Source organism: Pseudacidobacterium ailaaui (assembly GCF_000688455.1).
GTDB lineage: Bacteria > Acidobacteriota > Terriglobia > Terriglobales > Acidobacteriaceae > Pseudacidobacterium > Pseudacidobacterium ailaaui.
In genome coordinates this window covers 1860893-1879776 of record NZ_JIAL01000001.1, presented here as the reverse complement: position 1 = coordinate 1879776, position 18884 = coordinate 1860893, and the positions used below count along the sequence as shown (strand labels likewise).

Sequence of the window (18884 nt, the reverse complement as noted above, 5' to 3'; positions counted from 1 at the left end):
GCTTTTAGTTTAATCAACCAGAAGGCGCGGCACGCGCGCGCTGATGGCGCAGGTCACTTCGTAAGGGATGGTCCCAGTAGCGTCAGCAAGGTCGAATGCGGTGATGCGCTCGCTGCTCTGCTCACCAATGAGCGCGACCTCATCTCCAATGGTGACGCCGGGCACATCGGTTACATCCAAAATGGTCTGGTCCATGGAGACCCGCCCTGCGATGCGCACCTTTTTGCCGCGCACCAGCGCCTGTCCGCGGTTAGAAAGCAGCCGGTTGAGTCCGTCCGCATACCCCACCGGGATGAGCGCCAGACGCAATGGTCTCTCTGCCCGGAAGGTCATGTTGTATCCGACCGGGGCACCTGCCTCGATCTCTCTCAGAGAGACGATGCGCGTCTTCCATGCGAGCACCGGCGTAAAGGGCGGATGCGTTGTCACCGGCACAAATCGCGGCGGATAGCCATAGAGGGCGATCCCCGGCCGCAGCATCAAGCGCGCGCCATATCTTCCGGCCAATGCCGCCAGCGCCTCGCGATGCTGTGCTGCGAGCACCGTTGCTGAGTTGCCTCCGTGGATGTAGTCTGGCCTGATTCCCTGCCGGCGAAGGACTTCGAGCGCGGCATCGAGGCGGTCCACCTGCTCGCGGACCGTCTCCGGTTCGAGCACCTCTGGCGCTGAGAAGTGCGTCATCACGCCTTCGATTTTTACTGGGGAGCCTCCGCCATAGCGGGCAAGCAGCTTCTTTAGATTCTCTGTCGAGCGCACGCCCTGCCGCGACATTCCGGTATCAATTTCAAGGTGCACAGCCACTGCGTGGCCCTGCGCGGCCTTTTGTAGGAGTTCAAAGTGAAAGCCCTCCCACACCTGGGGCGTCAGCCGGTGCTCGATGAGCGCCTCGGCTTCTCCTTCCCAGAAGCCGGACATGACCAGAATGCGCGCATCCGGACATTCCCTGCGTAGCGCTATTCCCTCTTCCACGCAAGTGACGCCGAACCAGCGCACGCCGGCTGCGGCCAGCACCGGCCCGCACAGCAGCGCTCCGTGGCCATAGGCGTTGGCCTTCAGCACAGCCACAAGCTCGCTCCCAGCAGGGGCGGCCGCACACAACAACTTCCAGTTGGCCAGCAGGCGCAGGCGCGAGATCTCCGCCCACACCGGACGCATTTGATTCATGGCGATGCTTTTTATCCTAAATGGAAAGCGGCACTTCTACCGGGGCGGACACAAGGACTGACGAAGCAGCCAGGCATTTCACGAATCCAGAGACTTCCTCAGACAATTTTCTGAGCAGCGTTGACAGGCACTGTCTCTTCACACTTCCGCGCCAGGCGCATTGCTCCGGAGAGCGTTGTGGCCACACCATCCGGCCGGGCCGCTCCAAAGCGCTCGCGCAATATCTCCGGATTGCCCTGCGCTCCCCATAGGCCAATCAGGATCCGGTTCTCAGGCAGGGCCTGCCTTACGAGTTGGCACAGCGAGCGTGCATGGACAAAGGCAAAGGGCGGCAGTGCGGAGATGCAGACTGCCGTCCCCGACTCCTCGGCCAGACGCCCCAGAATTTCCGGCGTCAGAGCATGTGCTTGCAGCAGGATGGTCTTATGTCCCTGCCGCTCCAGCAACTGAGCCAGCATCACGGCAGCCAGCTCGTCGGCCTGATCGTGGGCCGGCACACAGACGACGGGACACTCCCGTGCTTGCGGCGGCGCGCTGCTCTCGTGGGACAAGGGCGTCTGGTAATCTGTCAGCTCCGCCACCAGCTCGGCCGCACTCTGGAAGAGGAAGGTGCTGCGCGTCTCGTCTAAGAGCCCTTTGTGGCGGTCCTGCTCAGCCAAACTAAGTGCGGGCAGCACCACCTCGTCGTAGAGATGGACCAGATCATGCCCTTCCAGAAATTTGTCTGCGATGTGGTGCGCCTCGGCCTGGTCCATGGCCAGCAGGCGCTCATAAAAATGGGCCTCTGGGGCAAGCTGCGCTTCATCACCCAGCAGAATATGCAGGAAGGCCATCTGCGGAACATAGCGGCCCATCACAATCAGGCATACGGTCAGCGGGGTTGAAAGCACGAGTCCCGGGATTCCCCATAGCAGCGTCCACACCATGGCCGTGATGACCAGCGCCAGCGGAGAGATCCCTGTATGGCTGCCATAGAGCCACGGCTCAATGAAATTGCTGACTGCCACTTCCAGTACGACAAAAAAGGCCAGCACCATCAGCGGCGTCCACCATCCGGGAAAGACCGCAAAGGCAAAGGCAATTGGCAGTCCGCCGCCCAGAATCATGCCCACGTACGGCACCATGCGCAGGATGGCCAGCAACACCCCCCATAGCGTTGCATTCGGGACATGCAGGAGAAACAACCCTGCACCAAAGACCAGACCATAGCTGGCATTCACCAGTACATTCAGCAGCAAATAGCTGCTGATACGGGTGGCCGCGTCATTCAGCGCCTGCGTCATCACATTCAGGCGTCCCATTCCGGCCAGCAGCAATACGCGATTGCGCAGGTCTTCGCGTTTCAACAGCATGTAAACGGTAAAGACAAAGACCATGCCCATCATGCCCAAGGGCTTGATGACTGGCTTCAAAATCTGCTGCGCGTAGGCCCACTCGCTCACCGGCGGCGGGACCACAACCACCGGCTGCGGAGTTTGCTGTGCTTCGGCCTTCTGCGCTTCGGCTTCGCGCGCACGTCTGCTGCGGCGTGTTTTTTCTGTCTCCGGAGGGGGAAGCGGCTTAGGCGCGGGGGTCCCGGAAAGCTCCTGAGTGAGCGACTTCAGGCCATTGATGGCATTGGCAATCGGGCCGGTGGTCGGCGCATGGATACGCGCCAGCTTGTCATCGATGTTGGCATGGTAATTGGGCAGATCGCTGGCCACATCCAGCAGCTGGCGCGCCACTACCCATCCGACTCCGCCCAGCACCGCTGATGCCATCATGACCACCAGCACCACCGCAGGGACCCGCCGGAACCTCAGCTTTTCCAGTTGGATCACGGCGGGCGCCAGAAGAAAATTCAGCGTCAGCGCCATTGCGAACGGGATGAGCAGGTCGCGCGTGAAATAAAGCGCAGCCAGCGCCAGGCCAAAGACCAGCAGCGGCTCGTGGTTCAGCCAACGACGCTTGGATACACGCTCCTGCCCATTCATAAGGTGCAGCTATAGAATAAGCGCCTCCGGTCCTACACCCTAATAGGTTCCCAGAAACACCCTCACCACGCGCGCCCCCTGACGGCTGAAGTTCAGCCCATAGTCTGTCTGGTCGCCATTCCACAAACGCGACATCTTCCATTGCCCGTCCTCGTACCGGCCTTCTTCTACGCGAAGAAATTGCATATGCTCACGCCCATTGGGGTCGGCGAGCTGAAACTGCACGCGCGCATCAAATCCCGTCACCAGAAATTCGTCTTCGGCAATCTGCACAATCAAAGCGCGCCCATCGTGCTCTTTGCTGCCGGTCGCGCGCGCCTCTCCCCATTGTGGAAGCCCGAAGCCCACGGTTGCCTTCCATTTGCCAAAGTCCAGGGTCGTGCTCGGCAGGCCCGGCTCTTCGACCGCTGTCTTCAGTTTGCCCTCAAAGTTCCATGCGGCGATCTCGCGGTCCATCGGCCCCAGCAGTGCGTAGTTCTGGCTGTGCAGCCTGGGATACTCCTCTGGCCCGTAGGTCCACCCCGTCTGGTCCATTCCGAAGGGAGAAAACCCGATCGCCCCGTGCCCCAGCGCGTAGAAGAAGTAGCGGCCGTAATCGTCGCCGCCTCCGGTCTCGGGGACCCACATTGCATTGTCCCGGCGTCCGTAGGCATCGAGCACCTGCCGGTACATCTGCGAGTCATCGATATAGATGTCCGGCCCGATCATGTCGATGGCGTGCGCGGTCGCCTTCCATATGTCCAGCATGTGCGGTACCGCGCCGCCGCTCGGATAATGAATTCCGGGGACCTGCTGCCGGGACCCCAGCCACACATTGCAGTACATCGGTAGCGGATACTGTGTCTTGCCCGCCTGCGCCACCTGGTCGATGTAGTGCGCTACAGAATACGCGGCAAAACTCTCATCTGCGTCTGGCCCGAAGACTTCCTTCCACGTGCCGGGACGTTTGCCCAGCGCTTTCACCAAGTCTGTCGGCACCGGTCCGTCGAACTGTTTCTGCGCTATAGACGAAAAATCACGGACCGCCCCAATCGAACCCGACTCGTTTTCTACCTGCACCAGCAGTACCGTATGCTGCTCGCTGTCGATCTCGCGCACGTGGCGCATCAGCGCCGTGAAGGCGCGTTGATCAGCCTCCAGGTTTGCGGGAGCATTGGGCGAAAGCACATCAATCGGCTCACCGCGCTCGTTGATCATGCGTGGATAATGCATGATGTCCGTCTTCATCCATTCGGGAACATAGTGCATCTTGCCGTTCTTCCAGGTTCCAAACCACAGCAGCACCAGATGCATATAGTGCTGCCGCGCCTGCATGACGAGCGCATCAACATTGGTAAAGTCGAACGTACCGGGCCTGGGCTCCATCTGCTCCCAGTACACCGGCGCCTCGACTGTATTGGCGTGCATCTTCTCCAGCAGCGGCCAGACTTCGGGCAGGGTTGCAGGCCATGCGCTTGAGTTATTGATCTGCCCACCCAAAACCATATACGGCTTGCCCTCCACCAGCAGCGCAAAGCGCCCGTCTTTCTCCACCAGCCTCGGCATCGGTGAGGCCGCAGGGTCAGGATTGACTGGGGTCCCGCGCGCCGCATCCTTTTGGGCCAGGATGCGATAGGGCAGCAGGACCATGAGGCCGAGCAGAGCAAACGATGAAAAGAGGCAGGCCAAAGAAGGCATCTTTTTCATGCGCAACAGAGTACATCAAAGAAGGGCCGTGCATTGGCCCTCCACCAGAAGGTTGACCCCCAAGGTCCTTGGGGTCTGGAGTGCTTTCGCCTGCCCAAGGATGGGGCTTTGACGGCCTGTTCTGGCATCAGAATTGCTACCGTACAATGCAGTTATGTGCGGAATCGTCGGATATATCGGCCCCAAACCAGTCGTCCCCGTTATTCTTGAAGGGCTTCGCCGCCTGGAATACCGCGGCTATGACTCAGCCGGAATCGCCGTCGGCGGCAGTCGTGGCCTTGAACTGCGCCGGGCACCGGGCAAGCTCCGCAAGCTCGAAGAGGTGCTGCACGAGCGTCCTGTAGAGGGGACCTACGGCATCGGGCACACGCGCTGGGCCACCCACGGCCGTCCTACGGAGGAAAACGCCCATCCGCACCGCGACTGCACCGGCCGCATCGTCGTCGTGCATAACGGCATCGTGGAAAACTACCTGGCGCTCAAGCAGGAACTCATCGCCGAAGGCCACAAATTTATCACCGAAACAGATACCGAGATCATTGCCCACCTCATTGAGCAGGAAATGGCCTCCGCGGCGCAGACCGGCAAGAACATGGTGCTCGAAGAGTCTGTGCGCCGCGCTGTCCGCCGCCTGACCGGGGCCTTTGCCCTTGTCGTGATCTGCGCCGACGAGCCAAACAAGATTGTTGCCGCACGGTTCGGCCCTCCGGCCGTCATCGGTCTTGGCGAAGGGGAATACTTCGTCGCCTCGGACGTACCGGGAATTCTGCACCACACGCGCAATCTTTACTTCCTGGCCGATGGCGACATGGCCGTGCTCACCCCCGAAGGCGTCCGCCTCACCGACTTTGAAGGCAACCACATTGAGCGGCCAGTGCAGCGCATTCTGTGGGACCCGATCCAGGCGGAAAAGGGCGGCTACAAGCACTTTATGCTCAAGGAAATCTTCGAGCAGCCGCGTGCCATCCGCGACACCACGCTGGGCCGTATCTCGCTGGACACAGGAAAGGTCTTTCTCTCTGAAATGAAGCTGACGGAAGAAGATTTCCGCCGCGCCACCCGCATCCACATCGCCGCCTGCGGCACGAGCTGGCATGCCGCTACCGCCGGAAAGTTCATGATCGAGCGCCTTGCCCGCTTGCCTGTCGAGGTGGATTATGCCAGCGAATACCGCTACCGCGACCCCATTGCCGACCCGAACGCGCTTGGCCTGCTGATTACGCAATCAGGGGAAACGGCCGATACCCTGGCCGCACAACGCGAGATGATCGCGAAAGGATCCAGGACCATCGCCATTTGCAACGTCGTCGGGGCGATGATTACCCGCGAAGCCCACGGCGTCATCTATACCCACGCCGGCCCGGAGATCGGCGTCGCGTCGACCAAAGCATTCACCGCGCAACTGGTCGCGCTCTTTCTCTTTGCCGTGCATCTGGCGCAATCGCGCGGGACCATCTCCGCCGATGAAAGCCGAGCGCTGCTTGAAGAACTCACGCTGCTTCCGGGTAAAGTCGAAGAAGTCTTACGCACCATCGATGGGCCATGCGAGCAGCTTGCCCGCACTTACTCGACTGCTTCCGACTTCCTCTTTCTGGGACGTGGTATTCATTACCCCATCGCGCTGGAAGGTGCTCTGAAGCTGAAGGAAATCTCCTACATCCACGCTGAAGGCTATCCAGCTGGAGAAATGAAGCACGGCCCCAACGCCCTGATTGATGAAAAGCTGCCCGTCGTCGTGCTGGCCACACAGGACCGAAGCAATCGCGACTCCCGTCTGCGCTACGAAAAGACCCTCTCCAACATTCAGGAAGTCACCGCCCGATCCGGGAAAGTGATTGCCGTGGCCGTCAGAGAAGATGAAGAAATTCCGCATGTCGCCGACCATGTGCTCTATGTACCGCAGGCCCCGGAGCTGCTGCTGCCCGTGCTCGATGTTATCCCGCTGCAACTGCTCGCGTACCATATCGCCGTCCGCCGCGGCTGCGATGTAGACCAGCCGAGAAACCTGGCGAAATCGGTGACGGTGGAGTAGGACCCCATGCAAACAGCTGCGCCCGTGCCCGACGGATGTCTTGGGGCCTCGGCGCTGGTCGGGGCGGCATGCCTGCCCGGAGCTGATCGGAGAAGTCTCTTAGGGCATTATGCTTAGCTGGACGGAACCGACCCAACCTGTCGCACGTATTTATCATCGTGGATGAGCAGGTAAGGAGCCAGGACTATGACCACCATTCCAGCCATCGCCGGAAGCCTGAATGACCAGCAGCGTGTGGTCTTTTATGCGCAGATGTCGGCGATCCAAAAAGATGAGGTCGTCGGTGTGCTGCTGGCCTTGTTCCTGGGGGGCTTCGGTGCGCATCATTTTTATCTGCGCCGTAATGGATTGGGGATCCTCTACCTGCTCTTTTTCTGGACGGGAATCACGGCCATCCTTGGCGTGATTGAATGCTTTTTTATGCCTGGGCGTGTACGCCAGTACAATGCAGAGCAGGCCGCGCTGCTTGCTGCAAGCCTGCAAAGCGTCGCCACTGGCACAACGGCTGCGGTGTCCTCGGCACCACCCGTAACGGTGAACTGCACCTCCTGCGGGGCGCCCCTTGTGGCCGGAGTAAGATTTTGCAGCCGCTGCGGCGCGCCGGTCCCTCGGAATTGAATTTACGACCCACCACCCCTTCGCTGGTAGCATGATGACAAACAGCGCCAACGAAAATGACCTCTTCCCTGCACGTGATCGCAACTGGAATCTTCTGCGCCTGCTTCCTGCTGGTGACCATCGCTGGCTTCTGGGCCGCCCGCTGGAGACGGGCCAGTCTGCACAGCCTAGAAGAATGGGGCCTGGCTGGACGACGCTTTGGCACACTCATCACCTGGTTCCTGATCGGCGGGGACTTCTACACCGCATATACGGTCATCGCTGTCCCCGCAGCTATGTACGGGACCGGTGCTCCCGGTTTTTTCGCCATTCCTTACTGCATTCTGCTGTATCCCTACATGATGCTGGTGCTGCCCCGTCTTTGGCAGGTCTGCCATCGTCGCGGATATGTGACACTTGCTGATTTTGTCCGCGGCCGATTCGGGCATCGTCCTCTGGCCATGGCCGTCGCGCTTACCGGAATCCTGGCAACCATGCCTTATATTGCCCTCCAGCTTGTCGGCATGCAGGAGGTCATCTCGGCCCTGGGGCTGAAAGGTGAATGGCCCCTGATTGCGGCCTTCGTCATTCTGGCTGCTTACACCTATTCCAGCGGCCTGCGCGCTCCCGCTGTCATTGCCATTGTCAAAGACATCATGCTTTACATCATGGTGGCTGCGGCGGTCTTGCTCATACCGGCAAAGCTTGGCGGTTATGCGCATGTCTTTTCCGCGGCCGCAGCCGAGCTGGCCCGAAAACGGCCGCCCGCCTCAATCCTTCTGCAACCCTCCCAATATTGGAGCTATGCCACTCTTGCCTTTGGCTCAGCGCTAGCCATCGTGCTGTATCCCCACACGGCGACCGGAGTGCTCAGCTCTTCGAGCGGTCGGGTCATCAAACGGAACGCGGCGCTTCTACCGGCGTATAACCTGCTGCTTGCACTGATCGCCCTGCTTGGCTATTTTGCTCTTGCGGCAGGCATCCACACTGCAGACACCTCCAGCGCCGTGCCGCTGCTTTTTGTGCATCTGTTTCCGGAGTGGTTTGCCGGGTTCTGCCTGGCTGCAATTGGAATCGGCGCGCTGGTCCCGGCTGCCATCATGTCGATTGCCGCTGCCAATCTGTTCACACGCAACCTTTACGGAGAGATGGTCCGCCGATCCATGACGCCGCGGCAGGAGGCCACGCAGGCCAAGCTGGTCTCTCTGTTCTTAAAAATTGGGGCGCTGGTCTTTGTCCTCTTCGTGCGCGCGCAGTATGCGATCGAACTGCAACTGCTGGGCGGCATCTGGATCGCGCAGATCTTCCCTGCCGTGATTCTGGGGCTGTTCACACGCTGGTTTCGGGGAACCGCGCTTTTCCTCGGCTGGATTGCTGGCATGGCGGCAGGCACAGGCATGGCCTGGGCACGGGACCTGAAAAGCTCTGTCTATCCCTTGCACATGGGTGGACACACACTTGCGGTGTATGCCGCCATTCCGGCACTCCTGCTGAACCTTATGATATCGCTTGCGTTCACGCTGCTGCTAAATGCAATGGGCCAGAAGCGCGATACGGATGCGACCGAGACCGCTGACTATGAGATGCAGCAGGCATGAAAATCAGCCCGTGTTGCGCAGTCCTGCTGAGATACCATTGATGGTCCCAGCGATGGCGCGATTGATCTCGTCCGTGTCCTCGCCGGCGCGTTTGCGGCGCAGCAGGTCCACCTGGATAAGGCTCATCGGGTCAACGTAGGGATTCCGTAAACGGATGGAGCGCGCCAGCACCTGGTTGTTCTCAAGCAGTTCCTTCTGCTGCGTGATGGCAAGCACGGCACTCATCGTGCGCTGGAATTCAGCTTCAATCTTGGAAAAGACGCGCTCCCGCATGGCCGGGTCGGGCACAAGCGAAGCATAGAGCGAGGCGATCCCCAGGTCGGCTTTGGCCATCGCCATCTCTACATTGCGGACAAGGTCAATAAATAGAGGAAACTCGGCCATCATGTCACGCAACAGCTTCAGGCCATCCGTGTGCCTCTGGGTGTACTGTTCGATGGCATGACCTACACCGAACCATCCAGGAACCAGCAGCCGGCTTTGCGTCCATCCAAAGACCCAGGGGATGGCGCGCAGGTCGGCAAAACTGCGTTTGCCGCTACGCCGCGCAGGACGCGAACCAATGCGCGCATGTTCCAGTTCGCCAACAGGTGTGGCCAGCTGAAAATACTCAAAGACTTCGGGATCGCCAATGATCTGCTCACGGTAGAAATGGAAGGCCGTCTCTGATAATTCATCGAAGGCCTTTTCCCACTCGGGCAGCAGCACACCGGACTGGTGTCCATTGGGGTCCAGTGCATTGGGGCGGGCCAGCGCATCGAGAGAGGCGGCAATCATCAGTTCCAGATTGCGCTCTGCGAGTACCACGTCAGAGTATTTCCAGTTGAGCACCTCGCCCTGTTCGGTGATCCGGATCTGGCCCTCGAAGGCCCCCATCGGTTGGGCGTAAATGGAGCGGTGGGTCGGGCCCCCACCACGTCCAACGGTGCCGCCGCGCCCATGAAAGAGCCTTAATTTGATACCGCACTCACGGGCCACTTCATGTAAAGCACGATGCGCGCGGAAGATCTCCCACGTGCTGGTGAGCATCCCTCCATCTTTGTTTGAGTCAGAATAGCCCAGCATGATCTCCTGTGTGTTGTTCCAGGAAGCAAGCAGGTTGCGGTATTCGGGCAAGTTCCATAGTTTACGGCAGACCTGAGGAGCGTTGCGGAGGTCTTCAATCGACTCGAAAAGCGGCACCGGCATGAGTCCCGGGTCGCTGCCATTTCCTGCCACCTCCACGCCGCCGAGGCGCGCCAGCCAGAGCACCCCTACGATGTCCTCGATCCCGCTGGCTCCGCTGATGACGTACTGCCGCACGGCTTCTGGGCTGCATCCGCGCTTGATTTCCGCTACGGCACGCAGGGTATTGATCACATCAGCGCTTTCGCGGCTCAGGGTGTGCGGAACAGTGACGCTGCCAGCACACCAGGCAGACGCCTCCTCAAGCGCCTTTTTATGCAGACGCGCGTGCTGGCGGATGTCCAACGTGTGTAGGTGCAGCCCAAAGGTGCGCACCAGAAGCACGAGCGGGTCCACCAGGGTGCGGGCCAGACGCAGTCCCTGATTTGCGGCCAGGCTGCGCCGCAGAATCAGCAGGTCGTCGAGAAACTCCTGCGCATTGCAATAGGCCGGCAGGGTGCCCAGTGCAGCCTCCAGGCTGTCGGTGTCCTGCGGCTCTTTGCCTGCGGTGCGCAACAGGCGGGCATGCACGCAGACCATGAAGCGGCGATACATCTCATACTCAAAGCGCGCGCCAAAGACCTGCTGCGTCCCGGTGCGCAGCTCTGACAGATACCCATACAGACGCTGGCTCAGCTCTTCGCTGATCGGCAACTGCTGCGCTGAGGTCGTCAGCAGGTCAATGATGAGCTGTACCTGCTTTTCGTAATAAGCCAGCAAGCGAGTGCGGGCCGCGCGAATGGCCTCCAGGGTGACCTGCGGGGTAACAAACGGATTTCCGTCCCGGTCGCCGCCAATCCAGGACCCGAAACCCAGCAGCAGCGGCAGATCGGAGATGTCTACATCCATGCCATAAACACTGGCGAGCGCTGCAGAGACCTCTTCATACAGTTTGGGCAGCGTTGCAAAGATGGAGACGTCGTAGTAGTCCAATCCCATCTTGATTTCATCGTTCACCGTGGGGCGGCGGCTGCGGACCTCATCGGTCTGCCAAAGTGCTGTAATCTCTGCCAGCAGCTCTTCTTCCAAACGGGCAATTTCTTCGTCAGGAAGAGGAATGCGGTCCAGCTGCTCCAGAAATTCGCCAATCCTGCGGCGCTTGAAGAGCACCGACCGGCGGGCAACTTCTGTTGGGTGCGCTGTGAAGACCGGCACAATAAAGATGCGACGCAGCCAGTCCAGCGCCTCATTGGCTGTAATGCCGACCCGCTTCATCTCCTGAAGCGTGCCGCGCAAAGAACCACGCTGCACCTCGGCGCCTCCGCTCAATTGCAGGGAAAGCCGGCGGCGTTTTCGATGGTTGGTTTCAGCAAGATTGATCAGCTCGAAATAAAACGCGAAGGCGCGGCTGAGCTGATAGGCCCGCTCCACAGAAACCTCTGCAATGCTCCGTACCGAGTGCTGCATCAGCTTTTCCGCTTCAGAAGCATTGCCTGCGGCCTGGGCTTCACGGCGCCGGATCGCAGTGGTGCGCAGATCTTCCACTTTTTCATAAAGCTCTTCACCGGCCTGCTCCCGCAGCACCTCACCCAGCAACATGCCAAGTGAGCGCACATCGCGCCGCAGGGGGACTTCTTTCAAGTCGCCTGAACGCGCTTCAAGTTCGGCCAGCCGCTGTGGCCAGCTTTCTGGTTTCCAAAGAAGGGGCATAGTTTGATTATGCCGCAGTCGCGGTGGTCAGAAAGACCTTGGAGGCTGTTCCACAAAAAAGATGCGGGCCATTTTTGTGCAACTCCGCGGAAAAGTTTGTGTTCTCTCTTTGGGAGAGACAAGACCTCATGAAGAAAATCGCCCTTGCTGGAGTTCTCGCCTTTGCCTTGACCGCGCCTTCGTTTGCGCAGGTCATTGTTCGTGTTGCGCCACCCCCGGTTGTGGTGGAGCATCCAGGCCCTCCGCCGCACCCTGGCTACGTATGGGTTGCTGGCTATCACCGCTGGGATGGTGTGCGGTATGTCTGGGTGCCGGGACATTATGTGCTGCCACCTCGTCCTCGTGCGGTCTGGGTCCCGGGACATTGGGTGGCTCGCCGCGGCGGATGGGTCTTTGTAGAAGGGCACTGGCGCTGATGCTATTGTTTTCGGCTGTGCACAAGGACCCGCATAGCCGATTACACCCATGCGGTGGTCAGTTTTGCAGCTTCCCCATACAAGCGGAGTCCATCTCTGCGTCCCTGAAAATAGCGGACATTGATTTCTCTGCATGAAAGTCCTTCGACTGTGCTAAAACCCGCATCGTCGAGCTCATCGCGCATCTGCTCCGGCGTAAAGAAAAGGCGGAATGGCTCTCCTGCTTTTTCTACCCGGGCAGCAATCAGATCCAAGGCCAGTTTTCCCTGGAACGTCAGTGATTCGCGGGGCATGGCGTATTCAAAGGTGACGCCAGTACCGGGAGGACGCGATGCGATGAAACGGAGGGTGGAGCGAAAGGCCTTCAATGTGAGATAGGGGGTAACTCCCAACCATGAGAAGAAGGCGGGTTGCTCGGAACAAAATCCAGCAGCGGCCAGACCTTCCTCCAGAGTCTGGCGTTCGAAATCCACAGAAGCAAATGCCAATGTTCTCGGAACGCGAATGTTGGCTGAGGCCAAAAGCCTGCGCTTCCACTGCTGCGTTGCCGCATGGTCCACCTCATAGACCCTGAGCTGCTCCGCAGAAAGAGGATTCCGATAGGCGAAGGTGTCCAGACCCGCGCCCAGCACAACATACTGCCGCACATTTTTCAGCACAGCCTGGTAGAGATGGTCCTCCGCATACCGGCTGCGGGCCACTACAAAGGCCCGCATGGCGAGAGAAAAAGGTTGGCGGTCCTTTTCCGCATTCGCGCGGATACGGTCGGCAGCGCCCGGCCCCAGGATGGGGACGGCGAGAGGATCGTTCAGGACCAGAGGATGGTCGTCCAGCAACTGGTGCGCGGCGCGTCTGCGCGCAACACCCAAGGCCGTCCGGCTTGGAACTCCTTCGAGCATCTGTTTGCCTTTTGATGTTATTGCAAGGATTTGCGCTTTGGCACGGTACGAATGAAAGAATGTGCATAGAGTTTTCTGCCTAGGGAGGCGCATTGAAAGGGATCTTTTGGGCCGCTTGCGTAGCGGTCGCAGCAGGGGCCTTTTGTGGTTGCAAGGCTTCCAAACCGAGCGCGCTGGAAACCACTTTCGTCTCTTGGGTGAAACATTCCATCACCGTCGGCGGAAGCCACGACAGGAACCCGTTTCCAGCAACCGCAGAAAATGTGGACGAAGGACGGCAGGCCTTCACGCAATATTGCTCCGTCTGTCATGGGCTGGATGGGCAGAACACTGGCGTCCCTTTTGCAGACACAGTTTCGCCGCCGGTGCCTTCTCTGGACTCAAGGGAAGTGCAGTCTTATTCCGATGGGCAGCTGAAGTGGATCATTCAGAACGGAATCATGCCCTCAGGGATGCCTCCGGCGCAGGGCTTATTTTCCGATGAGGACATGTGGAAGATGGTCCTGTACATTCGACACCTTCCACCGAAAGGCAGCCTGGGAGAGCCCTCCGTTTACGGAGGAGCAGGAAAATAAATCCCAGCCCTTGCACTAATAAGAGACTGGCGCTGTCATGCCAAACGCGGGGTAGAGTGCATTCAAATCCCCCTGGACGCGCGCCCAGGCTGGGGCCGCAGGCGACTGCGGGCCGAGTTGACGGACAACGCCATCGACTTGCTGTGCGGTACCCACGACCGTCTGGAAGGCACCATCAGCCTTCTTTTTGTCCTTAAAGGTTGCCAGCATCGCGCCCGTCTGCCGTTCAAACTGTTTGACCAACTGACGCGCATCTTTTTCCTGACTGGTTCGGCGAATGGGGCTCTTTTTGACCGCAGCATCGAAGACAGGACGGAAGGATTTCACATCGTCGTGCAGATTGGCCATCAGGTGCTCTACGTCTTTATCACTTAAGCGGGACTGGGCCTGCGCGCGAGAAAAGCCTCCCGCCAGCAGCAGGCAGGCCAAGGGCAGGACCAAGGAACGTAGCAGATATTGTTTCATTGCGTGGGTCCTCCTCAGAGGAAACAGACGTATCCTTAAGATGAGGCGGAGAACCAGAAGTTTGTTTCTGCATAAACAAACTGTGGCTCTTCTTTGCAGGCAGTCAGTCTTGCCCAGGTCCGGCATTGTCGCCAAAACATCCGCAATGAGATACTTAACCCGATGCCCATTGCTGATTACTTCGCTGCGGCCCAGCAGATCGCCGCATTTCTCAAAAATCTCACCACCCTGGGTGGTTTACGGGTCAAGTACAAAATCACGGCCGGATCTGGCGCGGCCGACCCTGACGGCCTGGAAGCACGCGAGATCTATGTAGAACTTGCCGGCCCGGATGCATATTTGCTGACACAGCGAGGAGGCGAGCTTCTGCGCGCGTTGGAGCATATTGCGGCCAAGATTCTCCGGCTTGAGGCCGATGAGCATGAAAAAGTCTCTTTTGACGCAAACAACTTCAAGGCCCTGCGGGCCAAAGAGCTGAAACTTGCAGCTGAAACCGCAGCGGACAAGGTGCGGCGCACCGGACAACCCTTCAGTTTCGCACCGATGAGTTCCCGCGAGCGCCGCCTGTTGCATCTGGTCTTCCGCGATTATGAGGACCTCGAAACTGCTTCCAGCGGCGAGGGACTGCGCCGATATGTGGTGGCCTATCCCAAAGGGCACGCGCAGGGCAAAGGGTAGATACGTAAAAAGCTGTGCAAGCAGACACCAACGAAACCATCGTCGCCATTTCCACTCCACCCGGTCGCGGAGGCATTGGCATTGTGCGGCTTTCTGGTCCGCGCGCGGTTGAGATTGCAACTCCTTTGCTAAAGCTGCGCGGGGACTTGGAGCACGCCCGCGCCCGGTTTGCTGCGATTCTGGACCCGGTAACCCAGACCAAGCTTGATGAGGCCCTGGTGACCTTTTTCGCAGGGCCGCACTCTTATACGGGTGAAGATCTTGTTGAGATTGCGGCGCACGGCTCGCCGGTCATCCTGGACCTGCTCGTCCGCAACTCGCTTGCACAGGGCGCACGACTGGCCCGTCCCGGTGAATTTACCGAGCGGGCCTTCCTTTCTGGACGCATCGATCTGACCCAGGCGGAGGCCGTCCGCGACCTTATCGAATCGCAGACGCTGTATCAGGCCCGGGTCGCCGCGCAGCAATTGGATGGCGCGTTGTCTCGCCGTGTGCGCCCTATCAAGCAGAAGCTGGTGGAATTCATTGCGGTCCTGGAAGCCGGCATTGATTTTGCCGAAGACGATGTGGATGTGGCCCAGGATCCTGACATCCTTCGTCGCATCGAAGCCATCGCTGCGCCTCTGCATGAACTAGGCCGATCCTTTGAACAGGGCCGTATCATACACTCCGGGCTGGCCCTGGCCATTGTCGGACGGCCGAATGTGGGCAAGTCTTCGCTCTTCAACCGATTGGTCGAGCGCGAGCGAGCCATCGTTACAGCCACGCCCGGGACCACGCGCGACCTGGTGACGGAGCGCGTCTCGATTGGCGGCATTCCGATTGAGCTGATCGACACGGCGGGCCTGCGTGAGGCCTCCGATGAAGCCGAAAAAATCGGAATTGAGAAATCGCGGGAGGCGCTTGCCCAAGCGGACCTTGTGCTGGTGGTGCTGGACGCCTCTGTTCCCCTCAGCCAGGAGGAGATGGACCTGCTCACTTCACTGGAGGACCGGCGTGCCCTGGTGGCGATCAACAAATGTGACCTTCAAATCGGACTGCCAGAGCTCCGGCTCCCGCCCCGGGTGCAAGCGGTGCGTACTTCGGCCCTCACCGGCGAGGGCATTGCAGCATTACGGGAGGCCCTTCTGGCCTGGCTGCATGGTCCGGGCCCCGCGCAGGAAGACGCAATGCTGACCAGCGCCCGCCAGCACCAGGCGGTCACAGGCGCACTGGATTCTCTTGCGTCGGCACGCAAAGCTGTGGCTGAGAAGATCCCGCATGAGATGCTGCTGCTTGACTTGTATAGCGCCCTGCGGCATCTGGATTCGTTGACTGGCGAAACCACTCCGGACGACATCCTGAACCTCATTTTTTCCACTTTTTGCATTGGCAAGTAGTCCACAAGATGGACCTCATCGTCCGACTTGCTGGTGGAAGATGCTATGGAAAACCTGCCCAGGCTCGGAAAGGCTTCCACTCCCCTTTCCGAAACAAAAAAATCATTTAAACTTAGAGTCACTCAGTCTGCGGTCCAATTTCTTCTTCATACAGAGGCGCCGTGGCGATACTCCTCCAAGACATTCGTTTTGCTTTGCGCCAGTTGTGGAAACACCCTGGCTTCGCTTTCACTGCCGTTTTCTCGCTTGCGCTGGGAATCGCGGCCACTGTGGCCGTCTTCAGCGTGATCTATCGTGTACTTCTGCATCCGTTTCCCTATCGCGATGCAGACCGTATCGTACAGTACAACATTCGGGCAAAAACTGACTTTGAATACACCCCCCTCATCTACCGCGAGCAGATTGCTCAGCTGCGCCAGGCCCGTTCCGTGGAAGACGTGGTGGAAATGGAGGAAGAGTGGCAGGCCGATACCACCACGGACATCCCGCAGGACGTGGACATGGTCTTTCTTTCCGGAAATGCCTTTCCCTTCTTCGGAGTTCCGGCGATGCTCGGCCGCGTCTTTCTGCCCTCGGACGTCCAGCAGCCCGTGGCCGTACTGAGCTACCAGTATTGGAAGCGGCGGTTCAATAGCAATCCTGCGGTGCTGGGACAGAGCCTGCGCGTCAATGGCAAGGCCTACACCATTCTTGGAGTCATGCCGCAGAACTTCACCTGGTGGGATGCCGACGTCTATGCTCCGCTGGACACCAGCCAATCCAACCGCAGGAGCTACATGACGGTGGTCCGTCTGAAGCCCGGCGTGAGCCGCGCACAGGCCGATACCGAACTGCTGGGCATCTTTCAGCAGATGATCCATGACCATCCTCATTCGATGCTCGAAGGAATGAAGGCGGAGGTCATTGGTATTAACGAGCGTTTCCAGCGCTCTCTTGGCAACACGCTTTCTATACTTTTCGCCGCGGTCCTGCTGCTGCTGGTCATCGCCTGTGTCAATGTTTCCGTGCTTCTGTTGGCGCGCGGCTCGGCCCGCCAGCATGAATTTGCCATACGCGCAGCGGTGGGCGCCAGCACCCGGCGCATTGTCCGCCAGCTCCTGACGGAAGCCACGATCCTCGGCCTGACGGGGGCTGTGGCGGGAGTCCTCATCACGTATGGCGTCGCGCCCTATCTTGCTTCACTGCTGCCATTTGAACTCTTCCCGCGGGGCATCCATATTCCGATCAACTTTCCCGTCCTGGTCTTCAGCATTTTCATCGCCCTGCTGACCAGCATGTTCTTCGGGCTTTTTCCCGCTCTGCAATTGGCCCGACCGCAGATACGCGAGGTGATGCAGGCCAACACCTCCAAGGCGGCCGGCAGCGTGGCCGGAAAGCGGATCCACGGGGTCCTGGTCGCCGGGCAGATGGCGCTTGCACTGGTCCTGATTACCGCGGCAGCGGCCGGTCTAGTGGGCTTCCGCCAGTTGATGAAAACCGACCTGGGCTACGATCCCAGCCACACTGCCAATTACAGCATTCCTATCCATAAGGGTGCATACACCACATGGGAGTCGCGGGCCACCTACTTCCAGCAGTTGCGCGACAGCGTGGCCGGGATCCCCGGCGTCGAGTCGGTTTCCCTGGCCCTGATTAGCCCTCCCTCCAGTGAATGGAACTTCCCAGCAGAAATTCTTGGCCGTGGAGATACGGGAGGAGAGCTGGTCAATGTCAACTTCGTCAGTCCGGAATTTTTCCAGCAGTTGCGCATTCCGCTGCTCCAGGGCCGGCTATGGGACCCGACCGAGGCCAGCCGGGGAGCGCGGCTGGCTATCGTGAACAAGGCCTTTGTCAGACGTTACTTCCCCGGCGGCGATGTGCTGGGCCATTCCGTCCGTGTGCCCAAGCTGACCGGCAGTCCGCCGGCCGTCCTCACCGTGGACGGAAGCGACAGCTGGGCGCAGATTATCGGGGTCGTGGGGGATGCGCGCAACAATGGCCTGGACAGCCCCGCCAGGCCAGAAATCTATTTCCCCTTCTCTTTTTATATGGTGGACATCGGCCAGCTTCTTATCCGGACCCAGGGATCGCCGCTCGCGGTCGAACAAGCCGTGCGGCGGCGGGTGGCCGAGGTCAACCCTGCACAGCAGGTCAGCTATCCAGTGATTCCGCTGACAGACCGGGTAGAGCATGAACCAGAATGGGCGCGCGGACGCCTGGTTGCCTTCCTCTCCACCACCTTTTCCGCGCTTGCCCTGCTGCTGGCCAGCGTAGGACTTTACAGCGTTGTTTCCTACAGCGTCTCCCAGAGGACCAATGAATTTGGCATTCGTATGGCCATGGGTGCGCAGCGGCGGCACATTGTGCAAAATGTTCTGGCGACTGCATCCGTCAGTGTAGGGGCCGGCGTCCTGGTGGGTCTCGGGCTGAGCTTTGGTTTCCGCGGCCTGATGGCGCACTGGATGGAAGGAGCTGCGGGCAGTCCCCTCCTGCTGCTTGCAGCCTGCCTGTTACTGCTTGTGGTGGCTTTTCTTGCCTGCATCGTGCCCGCGCTGCGTGCCTCCATGGTCCAGCCCATGAAGGCACTGCGGGTCAAATAGCAGCCGTCTCCTCCAGACCTGCCATGGGA

Annotated in this window: 14 protein-coding genes; 8 read left to right on the top strand and 6 right to left on the bottom strand. The window is 59.6% G+C overall.

Annotated elements, in window-relative coordinates; genetic code table 11:
• Window positions 1-9 precede the first annotated feature (9 nt).
• The 3 genes from alr to N655_RS0108265 form a co-directional block, all read right to left on the bottom strand.
• Complete coding sequence (gene alr / locus N655_RS0108275; RefSeq protein WP_044934254.1) at window positions 10-1164, bottom strand: alanine racemase; 1155 nt, start codon at window positions 1162-1164, stop codon at window positions 10-12.
• 98 nt (window positions 1165-1262) lie between these two features.
• Complete coding sequence (locus N655_RS18045; RefSeq protein WP_044934251.1) at window positions 1263-3137, bottom strand: AI-2E family transporter; 1875 nt, start codon at window positions 3135-3137, stop codon at window positions 1263-1265.
• A gap of 39 nt (window positions 3138-3176) precedes the next feature.
• Window positions 3177-4814, bottom strand: a complete 1638-nt coding sequence (locus tag N655_RS0108265; RefSeq protein ID WP_202900329.1) for a GH35 family beta-galactosidase — start codon at window positions 4812-4814, stop codon at window positions 3177-3179.
• A 163-nt stretch (window positions 4815-4977) separates the two neighbouring features.
• Here N655_RS0108265 and glmS point away from each other — a divergent pair, with 163 nt between their 5' ends.
• The 3 genes from glmS (at window position 4978) to mctP (ending at window position 9050) form a co-directional block, all read left to right on the top strand.
• Window positions 4978-6855 (top strand): glutamine--fructose-6-phosphate transaminase (isomerizing), encoded by a 1878-nt coding sequence (gene glmS / locus N655_RS0108260; RefSeq protein WP_026442599.1) that lies wholly within the window; start codon window positions 4978-4980, stop codon window positions 6853-6855.
• Window positions 6856-7041: 186 nt separating this feature from the next.
• Complete coding sequence (locus tag N655_RS18040) at window positions 7042-7473, top strand: NINE protein (RefSeq protein ID WP_044934248.1); 432 nt, start codon at window positions 7042-7044, stop codon at window positions 7471-7473.
• A 56-nt stretch (window positions 7474-7529) separates the two neighbouring features.
• The gene (mctP, locus tag N655_RS0108250) at window positions 7530-9050 is read left to right on the top strand and encodes a monocarboxylate uptake permease MctP (RefSeq protein ID WP_044934245.1); all 1521 of its coding nucleotides are present in this window, start codon (window positions 7530-7532) and stop codon (window positions 9048-9050) included.
• Window positions 9051-9053: 3 nt separating this feature from the next.
• Here the strand turns inward: mctP and N655_RS0108245 are convergent, their stop codons facing one another.
• Window positions 9054-11864, bottom strand: coding sequence for a phosphoenolpyruvate carboxylase (locus N655_RS0108245; protein WP_026442597.1), 2811 nt, complete (start codon window positions 11862-11864; stop codon window positions 9054-9056).
• Window positions 11865-11992: 128 nt separating this feature from the next.
• Here N655_RS0108245 and N655_RS0108240 point away from each other — a divergent pair, with 128 nt between their 5' ends.
• A complete protein-coding gene (locus N655_RS0108240) occupies window positions 11993-12280 on the top strand; it encodes a YXWGXW repeat-containing protein (protein WP_026442596.1) in 288 nt (95 codons plus the stop codon).
• A 41-nt stretch (window positions 12281-12321) separates the two neighbouring features.
• Here N655_RS0108240 and N655_RS0108235 read toward each other — a convergent pair whose 3' ends face one another.
• Complete coding sequence (locus tag N655_RS0108235) at window positions 12322-13179, bottom strand: class I SAM-dependent methyltransferase (protein WP_026442595.1); 858 nt, start codon at window positions 13177-13179, stop codon at window positions 12322-12324.
• A gap of 92 nt (window positions 13180-13271) precedes the next feature.
• Here N655_RS0108235 and N655_RS18035 point away from each other — a divergent pair, with 92 nt between their 5' ends.
• Window positions 13272-13754, top strand: a complete 483-nt coding sequence (locus N655_RS18035; protein ID WP_238324595.1) for a c-type cytochrome — start codon at window positions 13272-13274, stop codon at window positions 13752-13754.
• 15 nt (window positions 13755-13769) lie between these two features.
• On the opposite strand, the gene N655_RS0108225 is transcribed toward N655_RS18035, so the two are convergent.
• Entirely contained in the window at window positions 13770-14219 is a 450-nt protein-coding gene (locus tag N655_RS0108225; RefSeq protein ID WP_026442594.1) for a hypothetical protein, read from the bottom strand.
• A 162-nt stretch (window positions 14220-14381) separates the two neighbouring features.
• Here N655_RS0108225 and N655_RS18030 point away from each other — a divergent pair, with 162 nt between their 5' ends.
• From N655_RS18030 to N655_RS0108210, 3 genes are all read left to right on the top strand, one after another.
• A complete protein-coding gene (locus N655_RS18030; RefSeq protein ID WP_044935573.1) occupies window positions 14382-14897 on the top strand; it encodes a Jag family protein in 516 nt (171 codons plus the stop codon).
• A 14-nt stretch (window positions 14898-14911) separates the two neighbouring features.
• The gene (mnmE, locus tag N655_RS0108215) at window positions 14912-16276 is read left to right on the top strand and encodes a tRNA uridine-5-carboxymethylaminomethyl(34) synthesis GTPase MnmE (protein WP_026442593.1); all 1365 of its coding nucleotides are present in this window, start codon (window positions 14912-14914) and stop codon (window positions 16274-16276) included.
• A gap of 161 nt (window positions 16277-16437) precedes the next feature.
• A complete protein-coding gene (locus N655_RS0108210) occupies window positions 16438-18855 on the top strand; it encodes an ABC transporter permease (protein ID WP_044934242.1) in 2418 nt (805 codons plus the stop codon).
• Window positions 18856-18884 lie beyond the last annotated feature (29 nt).

What these genes read in the sequence shown, in the direction of transcription:
- alr (WP_044934254.1), bottom strand. Translation starts at nt 1,164, where the DNA reads ATGAATCAAATGCGTCCGGTGTGGGCGGAGATCTCGCGCCTGCGCCTG.
- N655_RS18045 (WP_044934251.1), bottom strand. Translation starts at nt 3,137, where the DNA reads ATGAATGGGCAGGAGCGTGTATCCAAGCGTCGTTGGCTGAACCACGAG.
- N655_RS0108265 (WP_202900329.1), bottom strand. Translation starts at nt 4,814, where the DNA reads ATGCCTTCTTTGGCCTGCCTCTTTTCATCGTTTGCTCTGCTCGGCCTC.
- glmS (WP_026442599.1), top strand. Translation starts at nt 4,978, where the DNA reads ATGTGCGGAATCGTCGGATATATCGGCCCCAAACCAGTCGTCCCCGTT.
- N655_RS18040 (WP_044934248.1), top strand. Translation starts at nt 7,042, where the DNA reads ATGACCACCATTCCAGCCATCGCCGGAAGCCTGAATGACCAGCAGCGT.
- mctP (WP_044934245.1), top strand. Translation starts at nt 7,530, where the DNA reads ATGACCTCTTCCCTGCACGTGATCGCAACTGGAATCTTCTGCGCCTGC.
- N655_RS0108245 (WP_026442597.1), bottom strand. Translation starts at nt 11,864, where the DNA reads ATGCCCCTTCTTTGGAAACCAGAAAGCTGGCCACAGCGGCTGGCCGAA.
- N655_RS0108240 (WP_026442596.1), top strand. Translation starts at nt 11,993, where the DNA reads ATGAAGAAAATCGCCCTTGCTGGAGTTCTCGCCTTTGCCTTGACCGCG.
- N655_RS0108235 (WP_026442595.1), bottom strand. Translation starts at nt 13,179, where the DNA reads ATGCTCGAAGGAGTTCCAAGCCGGACGGCCTTGGGTGTTGCGCGCAGA.
- N655_RS0108225 (WP_026442594.1), bottom strand. Translation starts at nt 14,219, where the DNA reads ATGAAACAATATCTGCTACGTTCCTTGGTCCTGCCCTTGGCCTGCCTG.
- N655_RS18030 (WP_044935573.1), top strand. Translation starts at nt 14,382, where the DNA reads ATGCCCATTGCTGATTACTTCGCTGCGGCCCAGCAGATCGCCGCATTT.